Here is a 21,669-nt window from a genome sequence, read left to right as displayed (position 1 = left end):
AAATTTCGCCTTGGAACAAAGGTATCCGTTCTACATACAGGCTCCGATGGTCTTTATCGGACTTTACCTGTTTTTCTACTTCATGCATCTTTTGCAGGAAATCATCGTGCCTTTTGCATTTGCCGGACTGATCGCCATTCTGCTCAACCCCATTTACAACAGGTTGCAGAAGTGGAACATCAACAAGATACTGTCGATCGTACTCACGATTCTGCTGGCCATTCTTGTTGTTGCCGGAATTGCATTTTTCCTGTCTTCGCAAATCGCGCAGTTCGGCGAAATGCTTCCTCAGCTTAAAACAAAAGCAGTATCGCTCATTCACGATCTGCAATCCTGGCTGGCTGTGAAGTTTAATGTTTCGAATGAAAAACAGACCAGTATGGTCAACGATGCATTGAATGAGGCGATGAACAGCGGTAAGACTTATGTGGGAAAAACCTTGAATACAGTGTTCGGTATCGTGAGCTTTTTCGTACTTATTCCGTTGTACGTTTTTCTGCTTCTCTACTACAAACCTCTGATCCTCAACTTTATATTTGAGGTTTTTGACGAGAACAATTCAGCGCAGGTAGCCGAGATCTTGCAGGAAACGAAAGGCGCGGTGCAAAGCTACATTGTGGGCCTGATGATCGAAACGTCCATTATCGCCGCATTGAATTCGGCTGCGCTGCTGATCCTGGGTGTCAAGTACGGTTTGCTGCTGGGCGTGATCGGCGCGATCCTGAACCTGATCCCGTATATAGGCGGCTTGATCGCGATCATACTCCCGGTACTGATTTCATTTATCACCAAAGATGGTATCACCACGCCGCTCCTGATTGTGGGCGCGTATATGCTGATTCAGTTCGCTGACAACAATATTATCGTACCCCGCATTGTTTCGTCAAAAGTGTCGGTTAATGCATTGATATCGATCCTCATTGTTTTGCTCGGAGGTACATTATGGGGGGTAAGTGGAATGTTCCTGTCCATTCCGTTTGTAGCTGTACTTAAAATCATCTTCGACCGGATTGATGAACTGAAACCCTGGGGTAAGCTGCTCGGTGACAAAATGCCCGAGGATGCGCCCAGGCAGGTGGTCGACCCGAAAGAGGTAGGTTAGCTTGTAAAATCTGATAGGCACAAAAAAAATCGCCGCTCTGTGAGGAGCGGCGATTTTTCTGTTTGCTGATGCTTAGTAAGTCAGTTTTTGAATGGTACCAAGCGGCATGCTGATCACATAAAACTCACGATCGCCCGTGCGTTTGATGTCTGTCGGCATCATTAGTCCGCCAAGCAATACAGTTCCGTCTTCGTTCAGTACTGCTCCTGTGAATGGAGCGAAGCCTGTTGCTCCAAAGTCTGCCAGTTTCACAACAAGTGGTTTGTTGTTGGCTGTCAGTGTAATGTGGGTCAATGTGGTAAAGCCATCTTTGTAAATGCTCACATTTCCGCTCATATCCACAGCGAAGATTTTCGCGCTGCCCGGAACAAATGGTCCGCCTGACAGCGTGCTGATCAGGAATTTACTTCCGTCGAAAACGATTCCGGTTGGTACTGCATCTACGATCGGGCCGGTGCCTACTTTAGGAAGTACTGCAAACAGGGAGATCGCTCCGGTACTGTTGTCTCTTTTGAAAATTGCATTAGCCCCCGCGTCAGCCATATAAATGTTGCCGTCAGGTCCCACAGTCATAGAGTACAGGTTGGAGTTTAAAGGAGTTGTTAACCCCAATGAACGTACCTGAGTGCCGTATTCGTGAACAATCAGGTCAGACATTGATTTCTGAGCATCTCCTGCTTTGAAGTTGGATACATCTGCGATGTACAGTTTTCCTTCGATACCGTGCAGGATATACAGCTTGCTGTCGTGGAACATCACGTGGCTGATACCTTCTGCGCCGCCTTCTGGTCCCATTACAGAGGTAAATCCGCTAGCGAATGTAGTTTTGGTACCATTTGGTGTGATCATCACAACTGCACCGTCATTATTACCGGTACCGATTTCTGACACCCAGAGGTTGCCTTTGTTATCCTTGTCCATTCCGATCGGTGCGCGCAATCCTGAAAACAGGTTGGTAGCAGTAAGCTGGGTAGGCTCCGGAATTGGTACAACGTGGTCTGTACATGCGATTACAGCGGCGAAAAGGAGCAGTGAAGCAAGAATTGAAGGCAGGAATTGTCTTTTCATAAGAAATGATTGTAGGTGGAACGTTGAATGGTTTTGTGAATGCGGCGAATGCCACGCCAAAAGTAAAGAATTTGAATCCCGCTGGTTTGACTGGTAACATTATTGAGTGACTTTCTTATTTAGCGGTCACAATAGTAAGGTTGATTAAAGCAACTATTTGATTCTGACGGCGTGTGCGCTATTTTCACGCCTATAACTACTAACCTTGGTTTTTACATGACGGAAGAAATTATCCAACCTATTCCTAAGACTTATGTCGCCATTGATGAGCAGACAAAAGAATCTGGTTTCAGTATGGCTTCGGACATACATACCTGTTCATTGTTAAAAACACTCGCTGCTTCCAAACCGGGCGGTAAATTCCTGGAACTGGGAACGGGAACAGGTTTGTCGACCTGCTGGATACTTGACGGAATGGATGCCGACTCCAGTCTGGTTTCAATTGACAACGAGGATAAATTCCTGAAAATAGCCTCGCACTTCCTGGGAGATGATTTGCGCTTGTCGCTGGTACTGACCGACGGAGCAGAGTGGATCGAAGCGCATCAGGAAGAAAAGTACGACTTCATCTTCGCCGATACCTGGCATGGTAAGTACCTGCTCCTCGACGAGGTGTTGGATATGCTTAATCCCGGCGGATTTTACATCATAGATGATATGCTGCCACAACCCAACTGGCCGGAGGGTCACGATGTAAAGGCGCGTAATCTTGTCAGTTACCTCGATAGCAGAAATGACATTGTGCTTACGAAGCAGGTTTGGGCCACGGGGATTATTGTGGGAGTAAAGGTGAGATAATGTGCAGCTTGCTGATGTTTTATAAAAAATGCTTGCTGAAATCCGGCAAGCATTTTTTTATTGATATCATTTTTAAAAACAGAGCCTTACTGTTGCTGTGCCTGCTGTTGACCTGGCTCGGGTTCAAGAAGCTGTACTTCTACGTGAAGCGATTTCAATGTTGCATTACCATATTGTGTGACCATTGCTACGTCGGCTGCGTCTCTGCCATGTGCAATTTCGATCCGGTATCCTTCGGTTTTTTCCTGTACCGCATCGAATGCGTACCAATCGCCACCAATATACACTTCAAACCATGCATGCAGGTCCATCTCCTGTAATTTGTCAAGGTATCCGACTGTCATACGCGCAGGAATGCTGAGACTCCTGCAAAGCGCCAGTGCCAAATGGGTGAAATCACGGCAGACCCCAATCCTGTTACGTGCCAGGTCCAGCGCCGTTGTAGTAGAATTGGTCACGCCATATTGGTAATTGACATTATTGTGGATCCACTTCCGGATTTCTTCTACCTGATCATACCCAGGCACAAAGTTGCCTGCGATTTCCATTGCCAGCTTGCTGATCTCGGGCAAGTCGGACTCACAATAGCGGCTCGGCAGAATGTAATGCATCACCTCGTCGGGCAGGTCGCCGATCATCATATAAGCGGGCACCGGATTTGGAATCGGCTTTGTGACATTCACCTGCGCCTGCACTTCGGTAGAAATAGTAACCTGTCCTACCGGCAGCACAAAGCGCTGGCAGGGATTTCCGTAAACATCAGTGTATTCTGAGAAAGGCACGGAAGGGATGATTTCAAAACCTTCCTGAATGACCGACTGGCCTTCCTGTCTTCTTGGGCGCAACATGGTTGTTACGTTGGTGGGCGCGTATACATCGTAGGCGATGACGCTCTTACCCTTCATTTTCATAAGATCCGATTATTGAATAAGTATATCTGCTACAATCATAAATCCTGTGCCATTCAGTGAATTGGGAAAATGGGGTAGGAGATCGCACGCAGTCAGTAATGTAAAAAGGGGCCGGCTGGCCCCTTTTTACATTACTGGATTTCTATTAATCTTGGTCCTTTTTGCTTGGCTTCTTCCCGTTTCGGAATCCAGAGCTTTAAAAGGCCATTTTCATATTGTGCGCTGATCCTGTCTTCGTCGACCACATCTTTGGGAAGAACGAATGTTCTCTGGAAAGACTGGTAGCTGAACTCCCTGCGCGAATAATTGTCTTTGTTATCCTCCTGGTTTTGTTCCTTCACCGAGGAAATCGTAAGTGTATTGCCGTCGAGGCGAATGTTGAAGTCTTTCTTGTCCATTCCCGGCGACGCCATTTCAACTTCAAAGTTGTCATCGGTTTCGCGGATATTCACCGCAGGAATCGTGGTACTTGTCGACGAATAATTGGATTGGTTCCAATTGAAAAGATCGCGACTTAAAAAGTCATCAAAGAAGCTTGGAAACACTGGGAACGTATCCCGGTTCTTTCTGATCAGTGACATAATTTACCTCGTTTTTAAGTGTTAAATAATAAATTATCTAAAAAGTAAAATGAAGTATTTTACATTGAATCCCCTATAAAGAAAACCCTGTGCCAGCCTATGAAATCTGAAAAATTGACATTCCCGAACCAGACATTTTTTCAGGGGAGTTTATGAGTGAATGAGTTTATGAGTGAATGAGTGAATGAGTGAATGAGTGAATTTGTGAATGAGTGAATGAGTGAATTTGTGAATGAATGAATGAATGAATTTGACTGGTAATGAATTATCTACTCATAAACTCATAAACTCATAAACTCATAAACTCTAAACTCATAAACTCCAACTCGCATTCACTCATTCACTCATTCACTCATTCCCCCTTCTCCTTCTCATTCCCCCTTCAACACCTTCGCCGGGTTCATGAGTGCTGCTTTGATGGCTTGTGAACTTACTGTTGCGAATGCGATGATGATTGCGGCTATTCCGGCTACGGCAAACATCCACCACGAGATTTCGATTTTATAGGCAAAATCATCCAGCCAGTGACTTACGCCATACCACGCGATCGGCGAGCCGATTGCGATGGCGATGATGACCAGCTTTATGAAATCCTGTGAGAGTAAAGCGACGATACTGCCGACCGTTGCGCCCAGCACTTTTCGTACGCCGATTTCTTTGGTACGTTGTGCAATGGTATAGGAAGACAAGCCGAAAATGCCCAGTGAGGCGATCAGTACTGCCAGAAGCGAGAAGAAGCTGGAAACCTGGCCGAAAATCCGGTCGTCTTTGTATTGCTCATTGAATTTTTGATCCATAAAAAAGTAGTCAAAACGGTTCCCCGGAAAGAAGTCCTGGTACTTCTGCCTCACCAGGTTGACTGTTTTCTCTACGTCCGAACTTGCCATTTTGACAGAAAAGAAGCCGCTTAAAGTGTAAAAGGGTGCGAATACGATTGGCTCGATAGCATGTTTCAAGGATTGCTGATGGAAGTCGCTGACTACGCCAACAATCTCCCATTCTTTCCCATTTAAAGAAAATTTCTGGCCGGTCGCTTCTTCTGCATTGTTAAAGCCGAGCAACTTGGCAGCGGAAAGGTTAAGTATTGCATTCTTGACTTTCTGAGAGTCCTGGTTGGAGTCGGTCGGAAGGAAATTTCTGCCAGCCAGCATTTTGATACGGTAAGTTTCAAAGAAATCTGCGTCAACGGGCATCCTGCTGAATGTAACACCTTTACCTTCGGTGGCGCCCACGCGCATGATGTTGAAGCTCCTGCTCAGCCTGTTTCCGAATACATTTGCCGAAGAGCTCGCTGCCTGAACCTGCGGGTAGCGCCGAAGCTCTGTCTTGAAGCTGTTAATCCGGTCGATGGAAGTAGAATCCCAGCGGGTCAGCTCGGGGCCGCGTACTACCAGCACTTGCTCCATATTGAACCCAAGGTTTTCTTTCCGCATAAATTCGAGTTGTTTGAATACAATGAATGTGCCCACGATCAGCACCATTGAGGCGGTATACTGGAACACAACAAGCGATTGCCGTACCCAGATCCCGTTCGCAGAACGTTTGAAACTGCCTTTCAAAACACTGATCGCCCTGAAACCCGATAAGGCAAATGCGGGATAAAAACCGGATAATAATGTGCCGGATACAAATACCAGCGCAAGTATCCACGCCATTGCCGAACCTCCGAATCCCTGCCCCGTGAGCAAATCAAACGACAGCGGCTTCTCGATAAGCTGGTTGAGGTATGGCTGGAAAAGTAATGCAAGCACAATGGCGAGTACGAATGCAAATGCATTAAGTAGCACCGATTCAGACAGAAACTGTAAAGTAAGTTGTCCCGAGGTCGCCCCGGCTACCTTGCGCACACCCACTTCGCGGGCCCGTTCCAGAGAGCGGGCGGTGGACAGGTTAATGTAGTTGATCCAGGCAATCAGGAGTATAAATGCAGCGATGATCAGCATAGTCCAGACAGCCTTTCCGTTATTCACCTGCCCGATTTCATATTCATAATCAGAATAAAGGTGTGCCTTGTTAAGAGGCTGCAAATGAAATTTCTCGACACTGCCTGAAACCTTATCTCCTTTGAAGTAACGGTCACTGAATGCAGGTAGCTTATTTTCCAGTGCGGCCGCTTCTGCGCCCTCCCGCAACTTGATATAGTGCCACATATCCGAGCTTTCCCAGCTGGTATTAACCCAGTCTCCCCAGCTGCGCGCCAATGTTTGATAGGACATTAACACAGAAAATTTCAGGTGTGAGTTAGCCGGAATATCCTTCATGATCCCCGTAATCTGGTAAGGCGCGGTATCCAAATCGATCAGTAACGTTTTGCCGATCAGTGCAGGATATTGTGACGGACCTGCATTGAAGATTCTCTTCGCATTGCTCTCGGAGAGTACAATGGAATTCGGCGCTTTCAAAGCTGTTTCGGGGTCGCCGGCGACAAGGGGAAATGTAAAAAATGTCAGGAACCCGGCATCTGCATAAAGGCCTTTTTCCTCATAGATCTTCTGGTCTTTCCGCAGCTTGAATGTACCCGGATTGGAAATGGTCGTATAACTTTCCACCTCGTTATAATCTTTCGCCAAAGCAGGAGCGACTGCGGGGTAGGTTATCGTGCCGTGCTGTATCAGCTTACCTTGCTGAAAGCGGTCATTGGCAACCCGGTAAATCCGGTCTGAATCACTGTGAAACTGATCAAAACTCAGCTCAAAACTGACATACTGAAGGATAAGCAGACAAGCCGTAATGCCCACAACGAGGCCAGTCAGGTTGACGAATGTGAAAGCTTTGTTCTTCCACATGTTCCGAAGCGCAATTTTGATGTAGTTGCTAACCATAATGATGGAGTTATAGAAAAAGAATTATCCACTGCTAACAATTAACAGCTAAGGCTAATAGCCAATCGCTAACAGCTAAAAGCCCTTCCCTAACAAATAAATGCCAGCTACTGCAAACCGTTCATGCGTGGCTGAAAGGCTGATTTAGTCAATGCACGTTGTTCGGATGCGGACAAAATATTTTCCGGGCGAACATCATTTTAGAGTAGTTATAACTTATTTTCAATTTTAAATTCAACAAATACCTTTAATCACCTGGCCGGCTTTCGCCGAGCTGACTGCATTTCAATCGTTTATGTTAAAAATTACATTCAGCCTGTTTTCTGCATTCCTGCTGCTTTGCTGGAATGACTGGAATACCGGGCGCACTGAAAATCCTGAAACAAGGAAAATGCTGGTAAAAGCCGACACACTTCCCAATGCCACCACCTGGCCTGAAGAACTTGATGTCACACCATTTGCCGGTCCGCAACTGACACCAAGTCCTGCCTGTCTCGCAGTAGCGGCCACGGGTGAAGTGTATGTGGGCGTTGATATGATCGGATCATTGGGAAAAGATCCCGGAAAAGGTAGTATCGTGCGGCTGGTGGATGCTGATAATGACGGCAAAGTGGATAAGCACACGACCTTCGCGAAAGTGGACGATCCGCGTGGGATCATTTCAATGGGCGATCAGCTTTTTGTACTGCATACCACGTTTGCAGATGGTAAAGCGTCGGGTATGGCGCTGGTTGTATTTGAAGATAAAAATCACGACGGACTGGCTGACGGACCTTCCACTACTTTGATACAGGGAATCAGTAATCCGAAATTCCTGCAAAGCCGCGGAACCGACCATGCTACCAATGGAATAAGAATGGGGGTCGATGGCTGGATCTATATCGCGGTGGGCGATTTCGGATTTCATGAGGCAGTGGACCGTTCCGGTAAAAAGCTGACACAGCTTGGAGGGGGAATCGTGCGCGTTCGTCCGGATGGAACTGAAATGGAGGTTTATACGCATGGTATGCGCAATATCTACGATGTGGCGATTGATCCTTACATGAACATTTTCACACGTGATAACACCAATGATGGCGGCGGCTGGAACATTCGTTTCAGTAACCAGATCCAGTCAGGAGAGTACGGTTATCCCGTTTTGTTTAAAAACTTCACCGAAGAAATCATTCCTGCATTGATCGATCTGGGCGGCGGTTCCGGAACAGGTTCTTTGTTTATGGATGATCCGAACTGGCCTGCGAAGTACAACCGCGTCCCTATGATGGCCGACTGGGGCCGCAGCCAGATATATGTACATCGTGTGCAGCCTGACGGAGCTACGTTTACCCAAAAGGAGGAAGAGTTTATCAAGCTGGCACAAGTAACAGACCTTGACATTGACGCTTCGGGGCGCGTTTACCTGGCTGCCTGGGATGGCGCGGGATATTCTGGTAACCCAAGCAAAGGGTTTGTTGTCCGGGCTGTTCCGAAGGGTTGGAAGTACAAAGCATTCAAGGATGTCAAGAAGTCGAATGTCAAAGAACTTGAAGCACTGTTGAAATCAGAAAGCGCTGTGCAGCGGCTGGCTGGTCAGCAGGAGCTGCTGGCACGCTTCCCAAAAGATGCGGCGAAAGTTTCGTTGAAAATCGCGGAAGACAAGTCGCTTCCACTTTACGTTCGGGTAGCGGGAATCTATACTTATGCACAGGCGGCTGGGAAGGACGCAGTTGGTAGTTTGGTGAAACTTACCGACGACAATGCAGTACGCGAATTTGCACTGCGTGCTTTGGCTGACAGAAAGCCAGCTATTGAGAGAGTACCTGTTGAACCGTTCATAAAAGGAATGAAAGACAGCTCGCCGCGCGTGCAGGCAGCTGCAACCATCGGATTAGGCAGGTTGGGGCGCCCAGAGGCGGCTTCTGCATTGCTGTCGGTGAAGGTACCATCGTCTTTTGTGTCACCTGCAAAAGGAACCGAAGGTCCGCACGCGACACCTAACTCCGCCATTGTTCCCCCGCATTTAGCGGTTCGCGCGCTGGTTGCCATCAATGCGGTAGATGCTTGCGTACAGGCGATTGGTAGCGAAAATACAACACTTGCACTTTGGGCGCTGCGTTATATGCACGACCCCAAGGCGGTTTCCGGACTGATAGCAGCTTACGATAAGGCCAAAGATGAAGCGCTGAAAAAGCAAATCCTGACAACACTGGGCAGGCTTTATAAAGAAGAGGCGCCTTACGACGGATCCTGGTGGTGGAGTACCCGGCCCGATACACACGGTCCGTACTACAAGGCTGTAACCTGGGCTTCATCGGATGAGATCAAACGTTTTCTGATGCAGCAATGGAGCAAGGCAGATGAGAATGGAAAGAAATTTTTTGCTGACTTGAATGGTCGCCAGCGAATGGGAATTGACGAATTCGGCGGAGAGGATATTGTGGTCGAAAAGCAAGAGTTGAAGATCGATTTGACCAAAATCCAGAATAAAAAAGGACAGGTTGGAGAAAACTCCATTGAAGATGTAATGCTGGCTATTGCAAAGATCGAGGGTGACCCGGCGCTTGGAAAAACTTTGTTTACCAAGCAAGGTTGCGTGGCTTGCCATAGCATCAACCGCAACGGGCCATTGAAAGGACCTTATATGGGGCAGATCGGCTCGATCATGAACCGCGAACAGATTGCAGAATCGATATTGAAACCCAATGCGTCGATCTCTCAGGGATTTGCATCGGTACTGATTACGACCAAGGATGAGAAGAGCTTTATGGGATTTGTTTCTGAGGAATCCGCTGAAAAGCTGGTACTAAGAGATATTACCGGCGCCGTTTACACCTTTAAAGTTTCAGATATTACGTCGCGGAAGGAAATGGAAACCTCGATGATGCCTCCCGGGCTGGCGAACGAGCTATCTTATGAGGAATTTGCTTCGTTGGTTACATTCCTGTCGCAACAGAAAAAGTAGTTAGATAGCTAAGATAAAATAATTCAACCCTCCATTCAGATATCTTTATGGAGGGTTTTTTGTGTCTTGAAACGACTATCATTTCTTCCCAAATCAGGAAAGAACTGAGAACACTGGCCTGGCTTTTGTAATCAGTCAGGCACTATCAGGTTACCACAAGAATTTTGAACTAAAACTTTGATCTCAATGGAAAGCATGAAATTGGAAAGCAAGGCTGCGATACAGATCGCCAAAACGCCTCAGGAGGTTTATGATGCAATTGTTGATCCTGTGCATATGGTGAATTATTTTATCGCCGATAGCAGCGGACATATCCGCGAAGGCGCCAGGCTGACGTGGCATTTCCCGGAAACGGACGTGGATGTTCCTGTGATGATCGAGAAAGTAACTGACCATCAATTTATCTCTTTTTATTGGGGTGAGGAAGGAAATGAGACGCTGGTGGAGATTACACTGGAACCGCTTGGAGGGACAACGATCGTGCGGATTACTGAAAAGTTTATGGAAAATACGCCCGAAGGAATCGATTGGCTCAGGGGGAATACCGAAGGCTGGGCTTACTTTCTCGCATTCCTGAAAGCGTATCTTGAACATGGTGTTAATCTTAGAAAAGGTGCATTCGACTGGCGTTTTCAATAGCCAGGATCAACCAGAGCTCAGCTATGAAACTTACTATTTTAATGGCGCTTTCTTTGGCAGCTTTTAATGGCAGCGATAGAAATGCAGCACCCGACTTCTCTAAAATCAAAGGCAGGTTTGTTTTAAATGAGGCAAGCTGTGCGGGTTTCGAGTTTTTCAGCGACAAAGAAGTGATTTGGCGCAATGAGATAACCTGCCAGGATCCGGATACATTGCTTATTCATTGGCTGGATGACAAATCATTTTTAATGAAAGATAAACAACCGCTCAATGGGGCCAAGAACTGTCCACCGCGTAACTGGTATTATGTGGTTACACAATTTGATGGTAAAAACCTGGTCTTACAGGAATTATGGACGGGGTGGGGTGAGTACAGGAAAGAAAATCTGAAACTGACCAGAAAGGGCAAGTAGTTAGTTAATTTTGTTCACTGTCTGCATTAAAATATTCTCAGATAAGGCCGCGTTGCGAGCGGAGAAAATGGCCAGGGTATTGCGATGAAGATGATGATTGCTGCTACGATAAAGCAAATGGTCATGATCCGGAATTTGGCCAGATCGGTCTGCTGTCGTTTAGCCGCAGAGGATCCTATGGTGATTATAATGACGGCGATCGTCATCAATGTAATGTGCAGTATTCCAAAAAAGACAAAGTCGAAATGCTGTATTGCTTCTTTGAAATGGGAACGGAAGTAAGAGATGAACGGGCTGTTGAAGTACAACAAATACCCGATCATCATCTGAATGTGCGAGAATGTGGCAGTGCCATGTCGCAGCGAATCGTCTCTCCTGGTAAACTCTTTTGCTCCCCTCCACCCCCGAATGCCCCGGTAGATTGCTATTGATAAGGTAGTTACTACAAACCAACGGGTAATTGAATGTGCAATGAGCAGAATCGGGAACATGAAGTTGATCAGGGTTTTTTACGCTTTCTGGTTGAATCTGTTCTGGTCGTTTCGCCGGGGTTCAGCGTTCTTACTTTCTTTCTGACGGTATAGCTCGTCGTAGTATCTGCATCCGGGCGACCGGTGCTGCTGCGCCCGTCGATTGTGCCTGTGCTACTCACGGAGCCATCATCCTTCAAGATTGGTCCGGATTCGGCATTAGAGGAGTCTTTCAGGATAGCAGTCACATCTGATGAATCTTTTTTAGTCTTCTTAAGACTCGTCCTCGTTTCGGTTGTGCGCTCGGTATACCTCGATTTTTGCGAAAACGAGTTTGAAGCAGTAATTAACACAAGTGCTATAATGAATGAAAACGCTTTCATAATTTTCTTGTTTAGTTATGTTGACGGATAATTCCTGATTTTACTTTAACAACCTTCAAATATTATTCCACCATCAATTTATAGACAACAAATCATGAAAGCAGTTTTTTTAACAGAAACGAACCAGCCGCTGATCATCAAAGAAGTAGAAAAGCCGGCCCCAGGAGCTAACCAGGTGTTGGTAAGGCTGCAATTCTCTGCTTTGAACCACCGCGACGTGTGGATACAAAAAGGCCGCTATGCAGGTCCAAAATCAGGACTGATACTTGGTTCAGACGGGCTTGGCGTTGTGGAAGAAGCAGGAGAGCATGCGGATCAGAGCTGGGTGGGGCAGAAGGTAATTATTAATCCAAGTCACGACTGGGGTGACAACCCCGCTGCTTTTGGCGAGCATTTCAAGATTCTGGGAAACCCTGAGCCAGGTACATTCGCTGAGTATATCGCCATAGATGAAAAGTACATTCACGCCAAGCCAGTACACCTCACCGACGAGGAGGCAGCCGCATTGCCTTTGGCCGGGGTAACTACTTATCGTGCATTGTTTACCAGGGCAGCGGTGCAGCCAGGTGAAAAGGTACTGGTAACCGGCATTGGTGCAGGTACCGCGTTGCTCGCACTGCAATACGCGATCGCAGCAGGAGCGGAGGTGTGGGTTACTTCCAGTTCGCAGGAGAAAATGGAGCGTGCGAAAAAGCTGGGGGCTCTCGGGGGTTTCAATTACAAAGACGAAGAGTGGGTTTCAAAGGCAAAAGAAGCAACCGGCGGCTTTCATGTAATCGTCGACAGTGCGTCAGGTGAGGGTTTTATCAACCTGATCGACGCAGCCCGGGCTGGTGGAAGGATTGTGTTTTTTGGTGGTACCGGCGGTGCAATCGGCAATATCGCGCCCAACAAGATCTTCTGGCGCAACCTGTCCATTCTGGGTACAACAATGGGAACTTTGGAAGATTTCAGCAACATGCTCGCATTCACAAGCGCGCACAACATCAAGCCCATTGTCGATAAGGTATATCCAGGTCTCGCAGACGCACAAGACGCCCTGGAATATATGCACCAGGGAAAGCAGTTTGGAAAGATCGTTTTGACAAATCAGTAGTCAAACGGGCCAATTTTTCTATATTGACGTTTTCAAAATATGGTTCCTATGGAGAGGAATACGAGTTTGCCGGAGTTGCGGACAGTGAATGTGATCCGATATCTTACCCCGCTGAGAGAGGGTGGGTCGCTGCCGGCCATTGCAGAGGCTGATGACGATTTTTTATATGTATTGAAATTTCGTGGTGCAGGGCAGGGAGTAAAAGCGCTTATTGCCGAACTGATTGGTGGCGAAATTGCGAGGTATCTCGGTCTTAAAATTCCAGAAATTGTATTCGCTGAACTGGATGAAGCATTTGGCAGAACAGAGCCCGACGAAGAAATCCAGGATCTGCTGAAAGCAAGTGTCGGACTCAATCTGGCTATGCATTACCTCTCAGGTTCAATCACTTTTGATCCGCTGGTCAGCAGGATAGATGCAAATCTTGCGTCCCGGATCGTGTGGCTGGATTGTTTTCTCCTGAATGTAGACCGGACTGTACGCAATACCAATATGCTCATCTGGCATAAAGAGCTCTGGTTGATAGACCATGGTGCGTCTTTGTATTTCCACCATTCATGGAATAACTGGCAGGAGCAGGCGGAGCGTCCATTTTTGCAGGTAAAAGATCACGTGTTGCTCAAAATGGCCAGTGAACTTGAAGCAGTGGATGCGCAGTTTAAGCAAATGCTTAATCCTGGTGTGATCAATGATATTGTATCAATGATTCCTGGCGAGTGGCTGATCAGAGACACACCTTTTCAATCCGAAGAAGAGCACCGGAGCGCCTATGCGGAGTTTTTAACTCGCAGGCTGCATCATTCAGAAATATTTGTAAAAGCCGCATCCGATGCAAGACAAGCAGCTGTATGAGTATGCCGTTCTGCGCGTTGTACCAAGGGTAGAGCGCGAAGAGTTTATCAATGTTGGAGTAGTGCTTTATTGTTCAGGCCGGCAATTTCTTGATGTTGTTTTTGACGATAACCTGACCAGGCTGAATGTATTTAATGCGGATCTTGACGTGGAGCAAATTCAATCGTACCTCCGTGCATTCAGACAAATTTGCGAAGGCCGGAAAGAAGGCGGGGCGATCGGCAGCTTGCCGCTTTCTTCCAGGTTCCGGTGGCTCACTGCAACCCGCAGTACCGTTTTACAAACTTCAAAAGTACATGCAGGCTTTTGTGACGACCCCAAGCAGGCGTTGAGTCATTTATTTAATCAACAGGTTGGATAAACGGCCCTATTTAAGTTTCAGATACTGCTGGACAGAATCTTTTTTCCGTCGTGAAATCTCAATCCTTGATCCGTCTGTAAGCAGCACAAATTGATTATTATGCGTGACTTGCTTGATGTATTTCGGGTTGACGAGATGCGATTTATGTGTCCGTATAAAGTTAAATTCACATAACATTTCGTCAAAGTGCTTCAAAGTTTTACTGGACAGAAATGGTCGTTTACCGATCAGGTGAATGGACGTATAGTTCTTGTCCGCTTCCAGACGCAGTATTTCATCTAATGTGAAAAAGAAAACACCTTCGCTGGAAGGCACTGCCAACCTGAAATCTTTGATTTCCTTTTTCTCAATGTTTTGAACGAGGTTGTCGTAGAGTTGCTGATTATTCTGCTGCGCTTTTTGTTTGACTTTTTCCAAATGCCTGTCGATCGAAGCCTGTAATTCTTCGGGATCAACAGGTTTCAGCAGGTAATCCAATGCACTAAACCGAATCGCCTGAATAGCATATTGGTTGTATGCTGTTGTGAAAATAATGTCGTAGCTCGGGTTTTTGCGAAGCAACAGGAAGTCAAATCCATTTTGATGTGGCATTTCCACATCCAGGAACACAATGTCGGGCATGAAGTCGTTGAGCACATTCAACCCGCCTCTTACCGAATCAGCATGGCGGATTTCTACGTTTTCTTTGACAAAATTGATCAGATAATGCGTGAGTACATTACGTGCTTTTTGTTCGTCGTCAATTATTAGCGCTTTTATCATAACGTTTATGTATTACTTAACAGGGTTGAAAGTTCGATTACTACCAGGGTACCTTCGGGATTTCCCTCCGGGTCATATTTGTCGATTATCTCCACAGAAGCATGTTGCCCCTGTCTTTCAAGTAGGTCAAGCCGGTCTTTTGCGATTTGCAGACCTTTGGATTTGTGTCGCTTTGCTTTGCTGTTGTACTGTTTGATTTCCAGTGATTTCTTCCTGCCTATGCCGTTATCTTCGATCAGGCACCGGAAAATATCGTCATCCATTCGCTCAAAAGTGATGGTAAGCTGCCGGTCGCCGTCTTTGTGCATGAGTCCGTGCCAGAGTGCGTTTTCGACGTAAGGTTGCAGAAGCATGGAAGGAAGGACGATTTCTTCTGCTTCCAGGTCTTCGTCAATGATGATCTCATAGGTAAAGCTTTGCTCAAACCGCATTTGTTCGAGTTCGAGATATAGTTTAAGTACATCTTCCTCTTCCTCAATTGTCACCAGGTTTCTATCGGAGTTGTTCAACACCATCCTGAACAGGCGTGAAAATTTATTGAGGTACTTGCTCGCCTCACCATATTTTTCAGTGACAATGCATTCCTGAATGCTGTTGAGGCAATTGAATACAAAGTGCGGGTTCATTTGGGCGCGTAGCGCCATTAATTGACTCTCCGCCAGCATTTTATTGATTTCCAGGAGCATAATTTCCTTTTGCTGTGCCTGTTCTTCGGCTTGTGCTTCCGCGATTTTTGTCGCACTAATAGACGCAATCGTCATCAAAGCACGCGCGTGTTCCTGGTTGAAAAAGGCACGTTCACTATGCTCGGAATCAACGACGCCGAGTAGCTTACCGTCGTGTAATATCGGCACCGCAAGTTCGGACAAGCGACGTTGATCGTCAACGATGTAGCGCTTGTCCCTGGAAGTATCTTTCACGATTACCGGCCTCCGGGTAGCCGCTGCGGCACCCACAATTCCCTCACCGATTTCCAGTTCCAGCGGGTTCAGTATTTCATGTTCTTTGACATTCTTGGTAGGTCCGTACGCGGCTTTTTGAACCAGTTTATTCTTGTCCGCGTCCCAGAGATAAACCACGCAATCTTCAAAACGGAGCTGGGTAATACAGTTTCTTGCGATATCCCAGCAGATTTCACTTACTGAATTTTCTCCGTATACAGAATTAGCAAAGTAGTCGATGGTCTCGTCAAATGTCATTTTACGCCTCCTTCGCTGGTGACTGTCGATGAGGAAGTGTATTGTGAACGCGAAGAATGTTGCAGAGAAAAAGGCAAACCACCAGGTTTGCCACCACTGTGCTCTCACGCGCACACGCATACTTGTAAACGTAGGCATCCACTTCCCATTCTCATCCGTGCTCCTGACTCTGAAAGTATATAAGCCTGGCTGTAAATTATTATAAGAAGCTGTCAGGTTCCTCCCCGCAGTGATCCACGAGTCGTCCAATCCCCCCAACTGGTAGCTGTATTGTAAGCTCGGGACATCGCGGTGATTGGGAGAGGTATATTGAAAAGTAATAAAGTTGTCATGCGGTGCAAGTTCAAGATCTGCAAGCTTGTGGTAACTGGATACTTCTTTTTCAAAAACACGAACAGAAGTAATGCGCGGCGCTTTCTTGATTGGGATCGTCGAAAATTTGAATGGATCGATCACCACAACATGATCAAGCATAACCGCATACACCTTCTTCTGATAGGAATAAACATAATTCCAATGATCCTGCAGCGTCTTCCCAAGATCGACATTAACCCTTGTAATTTCCTTGTTATAAGGTTTGAAGAAAAGAAGCCCGTCAGCATTGGCAGCCCAGATTGAATTCTGCGCATCAATTGTGAGGCTTGCTATATAGTCGAATGGAAAACCGGAAGCGGTAGTTAGGCTATCAAGAATTGTTCCGTTCTGCCTCATTTTCAAAATCCCTCTCTCAGCAACTCCACACCATAAAATACCATTATCATCTTCGACCATTGTTGGTACGTTAAATTGAGAGCTGTTAGCGACGGAGATGGAAGAGAAACTGTCCGAATGTTGATTATATCTGACAAAGCCCGATTTGTTCATCGAAAAAAGCAAATCGCCATTTCTTAATTTTAAATAGCTTTGGCAACGCATATATTTGAAGAACCCATATGCAGGATCCTTGCCATCAAATCGTTTAATCTCATCCGTAATCGGATCATATCTATAAAGGGCATCCACTTGAAACCAGATCCGCCCTTGGCTATCTTCGAAAACAAAATTGGCCACAGGTGAAAACGGATCTTTTTTGATCCGATCAAATCTTTGTAGCTTGTCAGAACCTGGCTTTAACCGATAAATTCCATCAATGCCTGCAAACCACCATCCGCTTCGGGATTTTGCCGCATGAATAAAAATATTTTTCTCAAAAGCATTTTTTCTACTAATGGCAAATCGTTTATAAGTTTTGAGATTGGTATTGTAAAATATGATCCCATCTTCCTTTGCAGCTACGATCGTGTCGCCAGACACAACGATGAAGTTAGCATGTGCAAACCCTGTGTCTAGAAAGAAATCAAAGCTTGGAAGTTTATAGATGGATCGAAATGGTGCATGTATCTGGCTTCGACTTAGACCGTTAATAGTTGCTAACCAAATGTTACCCTCGTCGTCTTCCACAGCATCGTTGAAATGTCCGTAAGCAATTGAATATGGTGCATCTTGGCTATAGGGAACCTTTTGAATTCCGGAGTTTGGATATTTGACATAGGCAGCATACATCCAGGTAGAAATCCAAAGCCTGTCCGATTTGTCGATGAAAAGATAATTACAGCCATCAGTCATTTTGGTGTCGCCCAACTTGTCGTAGGTCGTAAGCTGATTAGTTGCAGGGTTCCAATAAGATAATGTTTTCGGTGAAGTAGAGCTGAACCAGAGGTTATGCTTCTTGTCAATTACAACCGAAGTTACAAAGCGCTGATCAAAGAAAGCTAACCTAAGGGGATTGTTGTACCTGTCAAAAACATGCTTGTTTCCTAGATCTACGAAACAAGGGTTTACCCCGCCGATCCAAAATCCTTTCCGTGATTGATCCCAACAGAAGGCGGATATACCGGAAAATGAAAAATCAGTATCATCAAGTACTTCAAGAAACGGGAAAACCTCTTTGGCACTTACTACTGTGCCATTTTGTAATATGTGCAGTCCATTGGTAGATACAATCCACAACCTGTTTTCGGAATCCCTCTTAAATGAGAGAACGTCTTTCCCGAAAAGTTTTCGGAAACGTTGGTCCACCTGAAAGCGGCCTAACTTCTTATCAAATGTGAATAGGCCCGTTGAACTGGCAACGAGTAATTTATTGTCGTTTTCGAAAGGAACGATTGCGTTGACATACAGATTTTTTTGTCCATCAAAACCAGGATAACGTTTAATGAAATTTCCGTCAAAGCGGTTTAGAGAATTGGCTGTTCCGATCCAAACCAACCCGTCTTTGTCCTTGTATATACACCGAACGTGCTTTGAGCTTAAACCATCTTTTTCGTTCAGATTTTGAAAAATGAACTGGGCACTTAGGGGAAAAGAAAAGAGCAAAAAGCAAATAGTTAGGTAGATAGTGCGCATACCAGAAATGGAACAGTTACGTCATTGTAATTAATGGTAGAACCACCACAAAACGGAGATACGATTAGTGAATGGTAGTATTCGGTTATTTTAAGGAGACAAGAATTGATAACCGTAATACATGAAGTACAAACCTGCTGATCTCTACCGAAAATCTACTCTGAACTTCATTTTAGCGGAAAATGCCATTAAATCACTGAATTGAAACCGGTAATTCAATATAACACTACACCTTCCAATTTCTCCATCATATTTGAATCAGTTAAGTCATGACAGACAGCCTGGCCCGCTGTCACCCGGCCGGATTTAAAACACCCGCCAACTCTCCAATCACAACCGTTATGAAAATTTTAAACTTAAACACACTCGATTATGAAACGGATTTTATTGCTCGTGCTATTTATATCAGTTTTGAAGATAGAATTGGCTGCACAAACCATTCCAAAAACAAGTGGTCAATCCATATGTAAATGTGCACCTGCTGGGTGGAATACTGGATATCTGTCTAATAGAACTTATTATGGGTCTCTTGATAAACCTTTTGTCGGATTGTTGCCAACCTTTCCAGGAACACCAGTATTACCTCCAATCCCATCAGGAGAAAGCACCTTCTTAGGATTATACTCAGGAATAACACAAGCAACTATTTCAAACCTTGTCATTGGGCAGAAATACAAATTTACATATTCAGTCATTTCTGCAATGATAGAGTCCTTTAATCCAGACTATCCAAATAGAAATTTTACTGGTGGGATCAATTTTAGCGTTAATAATCCTGGAATTGGCTTCAATGAGGTTTTGGCGGTTCATAAACACGATTTTGCTGGTCCTGATGAAGAGCCAATCGAATGGCGAACTGGTGTGTTTGAGTTTACGCCAAAGGCGACAACTGCAATTCTGCAAGTGGAGATTATTCAAGAAGCGGATGATGATAATGAATACGGAGTTGTAGGGCTTGACTTAGGGCCAAATACAGTTGTACCATGCATTGCAGGCACGCAGGCAGTCCCACTTAAGGCAACGTCACACGAAATCCTCTGCCCCGAAACTTCCGTTAACCTTGTTTCACAATTTTTCGGAGGTTTGATTCCGAGTGGCACGGAATTAAAGTTTTTTACAAATCCAAACCATACCGGACTTCCATTAAGTAATCTCAATGTTGGAGCTGGTACATATTATGCATTCTATTACGACGCAGCTAATAACTGCTACAATCAGGATGTTTCAACGGCAAAGATTGATGTCACATACAAGAACTGCGCAGACGTAACACAGACGCTTGATATAAGTGCTGCAAACTTTAGCCTGGGGGTTTCACGTGATTTTGTAGTTAACCTATATGAAATTAATGGATCAGGTACTGCCGGACCAGTTACTTTCAAGATAGGTAAGCCAGGTGGCTTTACAATTACTTATCCGACTGTCAGCGGAGTATCAAAGATATTTGGAGATGTACCAAATGAAAATGGCAAATGGACATTCAGTGAAAATGCAGGGTTCATCACAGCTACGTCTAGCGAGCCTATACCGGCAAATGGACAGGCTACCATAGGGTTTCGAGTCGCTAGAAAAGCTGGAATAGCTGCCGGGCTTAGCCAAAACATCACAATCACTGTTGTGGGCGGCTCTGGTGGTGAATTGAATACCGAAAACAATTTGTCGATTACCACAGTATCGACTAACTGATTAGAGAGGATAGTCTTGTCAGCAAACACTACAAGGCTATCCATTCAATAGCATGTGCAATGCTAGCAAGTCGTAATCTCGCTTCCCAAAATATTAACTATCAAATCACAATCAAATGAAAACAAAAATGAAGAGACTTTTACCATGGGGAATGTTTATCTGGCTTCTCGGAAATGGAGGGTGCTTACAAGCCCAGGATGTGTCAGTTAACATCACTCCACAGACTTTCCCATTGTTCAATCATACATTTGGATTCCTTAGGGTTTCTATTTGCAACAATAATCCAACCCCGGTATCGGCACCAGCAAACAAGTTGCGTCCATTAATCAGTTTTCCGGATAATTTGACTGTTATTGAAGCACTGAATACCGATGGAACTCCAGTTAGCAATTTCAGCATATTTTCATTAGTCAATGAACCTAGCGATCACACGATCGTCTTATTGAATACAACAACGCTACCGCAGTTTGAGTGCTTTGAATTTGATATTAAGGTGTTTGCAGAAGAAGTGGGAACAGGCCCAATCACTTGTACCCTTGGATTTCAAGGGCCGCCGCCGGTGGGTAATAATCCAGCCAATGACAACAGTGTTGCAGTGATGCCCGTCGAGATCAACCTTCCGGTCAAGTTACAGGAATTCAAAGTAACCAAGGAAGGCGCAGCGGCTCAGTTAAGCTGGGTAACATCTGAGGAAGTGAACAGCGAGAGGTTCGATGTCCAGAAGAGTAGCGATGGTAAAAACTGGAAGACTTTCGAGACCGTCCAGGCTCTTGGAGAAAGCAAAGATTCTTACACTTACCATGCTGTCGACAAGGCGCCATTCTCCGGGGAAAATCTGTATCGGTTACACATGATTGACAAAGATGGTACCAGCGCGTATAGTAGCATACGTAATATAAATTTTGAGGGAACGCCGATGTCCTTGTATCCCAATCCTGTTTCAGACGAGCTGATCTTGGATATACCAGATTTAGCAAGTGTTTCAAGCGTTCAAATGTTTGATTTGAACGGGAAAGAAGTGTACAACTCTGGTGCGAGTCCAAAGAAGACCATTAAGGTTCGCCACTTGCACGCAGGTGCTTATGTTGTGCGCGTTAAAGGTGTAAACGGAGATGAAACAAGCTCCAAAATTCTTGTTGTGAAGTAGTTTGCTTGTGTTTTGCAGAGGGCTGCTCTGGTGTGTGGAGCAGCCCCTTTGTA

General features: G+C 45.5%; 18 protein-coding genes. 10 read left to right on the top strand and 8 right to left on the bottom strand.

Features of this window, described 5'->3' with window-relative positions:
- Positions 1-10: 10 nt before the first annotated feature.
- Positions 11-1,102, top strand: coding sequence for an AI-2E family transporter (locus ASG33_RS20950; protein WP_229238767.1), 1,092 nt, complete (start codon positions 11-13; stop codon positions 1,100-1,102).
- A 72-nt stretch (positions 1,103-1,174) separates the two neighbouring features.
- Here ASG33_RS20950 and ASG33_RS20945 read toward each other — a convergent pair whose 3' ends face one another.
- The gene (locus tag ASG33_RS20945) at positions 1,175-2,170 is read right to left on the bottom strand and encodes a ScyD/ScyE family protein (RefSeq protein WP_056290090.1); all 996 of its coding nucleotides are present in this window, start codon (positions 2,168-2,170) and stop codon (positions 1,175-1,177) included.
- A 216-nt stretch (positions 2,171-2,386) separates the two neighbouring features.
- Between ASG33_RS20945 and ASG33_RS20940 the strand changes: the two genes are divergently transcribed.
- Entirely contained in the window at positions 2,387-2,968 is a 582-nt protein-coding gene (locus ASG33_RS20940; protein WP_056290087.1) for an O-methyltransferase, read from the top strand.
- An 86-nt stretch (positions 2,969-3,054) separates the two neighbouring features.
- Here ASG33_RS20940 and ASG33_RS20935 read toward each other — a convergent pair whose 3' ends face one another.
- From ASG33_RS20935 to ASG33_RS20925, 3 genes are all read right to left on the bottom strand, one after another.
- A complete protein-coding gene (locus tag ASG33_RS20935; RefSeq protein ID WP_056290086.1) occupies positions 3,055-3,879 on the bottom strand; it encodes a transglutaminase family protein in 825 nt (274 codons plus the stop codon).
- A gap of 131 nt (positions 3,880-4,010) precedes the next feature.
- Positions 4,011-4,460 (bottom strand): Hsp20/alpha crystallin family protein, encoded by a 450-nt coding sequence (locus ASG33_RS20930; protein WP_056290082.1) that lies wholly within the window; start codon positions 4,458-4,460, stop codon positions 4,011-4,013.
- A gap of 371 nt (positions 4,461-4,831) precedes the next feature.
- Positions 4,832-7,282 (bottom strand): ABC transporter permease, encoded by a 2,451-nt coding sequence (locus ASG33_RS20925; RefSeq protein ID WP_056290079.1) that lies wholly within the window; start codon positions 7,280-7,282, stop codon positions 4,832-4,834.
- 295 nt (positions 7,283-7,577) lie between these two features.
- On the opposite strand from ASG33_RS20925, the gene ASG33_RS20920 reads away from it, so the two are divergent.
- The 3 genes from ASG33_RS20920 (at position 7,578) to ASG33_RS20910 (ending at position 11,275) form a co-directional block, all read left to right on the top strand.
- Positions 7,578-10,223, top strand: coding sequence for a HEAT repeat domain-containing protein (locus ASG33_RS20920; RefSeq protein WP_056290076.1), 2,646 nt, complete (start codon positions 7,578-7,580; stop codon positions 10,221-10,223).
- 186 nt (positions 10,224-10,409) lie between these two features.
- Positions 10,410-10,862, top strand: a complete 453-nt coding sequence (locus ASG33_RS20915; protein ID WP_229238766.1) for an SRPBCC domain-containing protein — start codon at positions 10,410-10,412, stop codon at positions 10,860-10,862.
- 23 nt (positions 10,863-10,885) lie between these two features.
- Positions 10,886-11,275 (top strand): hypothetical protein, encoded by a 390-nt coding sequence (locus ASG33_RS20910; RefSeq protein ID WP_157474873.1) that lies wholly within the window; start codon positions 10,886-10,888, stop codon positions 11,273-11,275.
- Between the two features lie 26 nt (positions 11,276-11,301).
- Here the strand turns inward: ASG33_RS20910 and ASG33_RS20905 are convergent, their stop codons facing one another.
- Together ASG33_RS20905 and ASG33_RS20900 are read right to left on the bottom strand one after the other, a co-directional pair.
- A complete protein-coding gene (locus ASG33_RS20905; RefSeq protein WP_056290071.1) occupies positions 11,302-11,766 on the bottom strand; it encodes a hypothetical protein in 465 nt (154 codons plus the stop codon).
- An 8-nt stretch (positions 11,767-11,774) separates the two neighbouring features.
- Complete coding sequence (locus tag ASG33_RS20900; RefSeq protein WP_056290067.1) at positions 11,775-12,128, bottom strand: hypothetical protein; 354 nt, start codon at positions 12,126-12,128, stop codon at positions 11,775-11,777.
- Positions 12,129-12,222: 94 nt separating this feature from the next.
- Here ASG33_RS20900 and ASG33_RS20895 point away from each other — a divergent pair, with 94 nt between their 5' ends.
- The 3 genes from ASG33_RS20895 to ASG33_RS20885 are packed head-to-tail and all read left to right on the top strand — an operon-like array spanning position 12,223 to position 14,437.
- Positions 12,223-13,224: a zinc-binding dehydrogenase gene (locus tag ASG33_RS20895; RefSeq protein ID WP_056290064.1), complete on the top strand. Its 1,002-nt coding sequence runs from the start codon at positions 12,223-12,225 to the stop codon at positions 13,222-13,224.
- Positions 13,225-13,272: 48 nt separating this feature from the next.
- Positions 13,273-14,076, top strand: a complete 804-nt coding sequence (locus tag ASG33_RS20890; RefSeq protein WP_056290060.1) for a HipA family kinase — start codon at positions 13,273-13,275, stop codon at positions 14,074-14,076.
- A complete protein-coding gene (locus ASG33_RS20885) occupies positions 14,054-14,437 on the top strand; it encodes a DUF3037 domain-containing protein (RefSeq protein WP_056290057.1) in 384 nt (127 codons plus the stop codon). The genes ASG33_RS20890 and ASG33_RS20885 overlap by 23 nt, the downstream gene beginning before the upstream one ends.
- A 6-nt stretch (positions 14,438-14,443) precedes the next feature.
- On the opposite strand, the gene ASG33_RS20880 is transcribed toward ASG33_RS20885, so the two are convergent.
- Positions 14,444-15,199 (bottom strand): LytTR family DNA-binding domain-containing protein, encoded by a 756-nt coding sequence (locus tag ASG33_RS20880; RefSeq protein WP_056290053.1) that lies wholly within the window; start codon positions 15,197-15,199, stop codon positions 14,444-14,446.
- Positions 15,200-15,204: 5 nt separating this feature from the next.
- Complete coding sequence (locus ASG33_RS20875) at positions 15,205-18,753, bottom strand: histidine kinase (protein ID WP_229238765.1); 3,549 nt, start codon at positions 18,751-18,753, stop codon at positions 15,205-15,207.
- 402 nt (positions 18,754-19,155) lie between these two features.
- Between ASG33_RS20875 and ASG33_RS20865 the strand changes: the two genes are divergently transcribed.
- Positions 19,156-20,469 carry a hypothetical protein gene (locus tag ASG33_RS20865; protein WP_157474871.1) on the top strand — a complete coding sequence of 438 codons (1,314 nt, stop codon included), beginning with the start codon at positions 19,156-19,158 and terminating at the stop codon, positions 20,467-20,469.
- A 115-nt stretch (positions 20,470-20,584) separates the two neighbouring features.
- On the top strand, positions 20,585-21,616 hold the full coding sequence (locus ASG33_RS20860; protein WP_082489343.1) for a T9SS type A sorting domain-containing protein: 1,032 nt from the start codon (positions 20,585-20,587) through the stop codon (positions 21,614-21,616).
- The last annotated feature ends 53 nt before the right edge of the window (positions 21,617-21,669 follow it).

The organism is Dyadobacter sp. Leaf189 (genome assembly GCF_001424405.1).
In the GTDB taxonomy this organism is placed as follows: Bacteria; Bacteroidota; Bacteroidia; order Cytophagales; family Spirosomataceae; genus Dyadobacter.
This window is presented reverse-complemented; position numbering and strand designations above follow the sequence as displayed.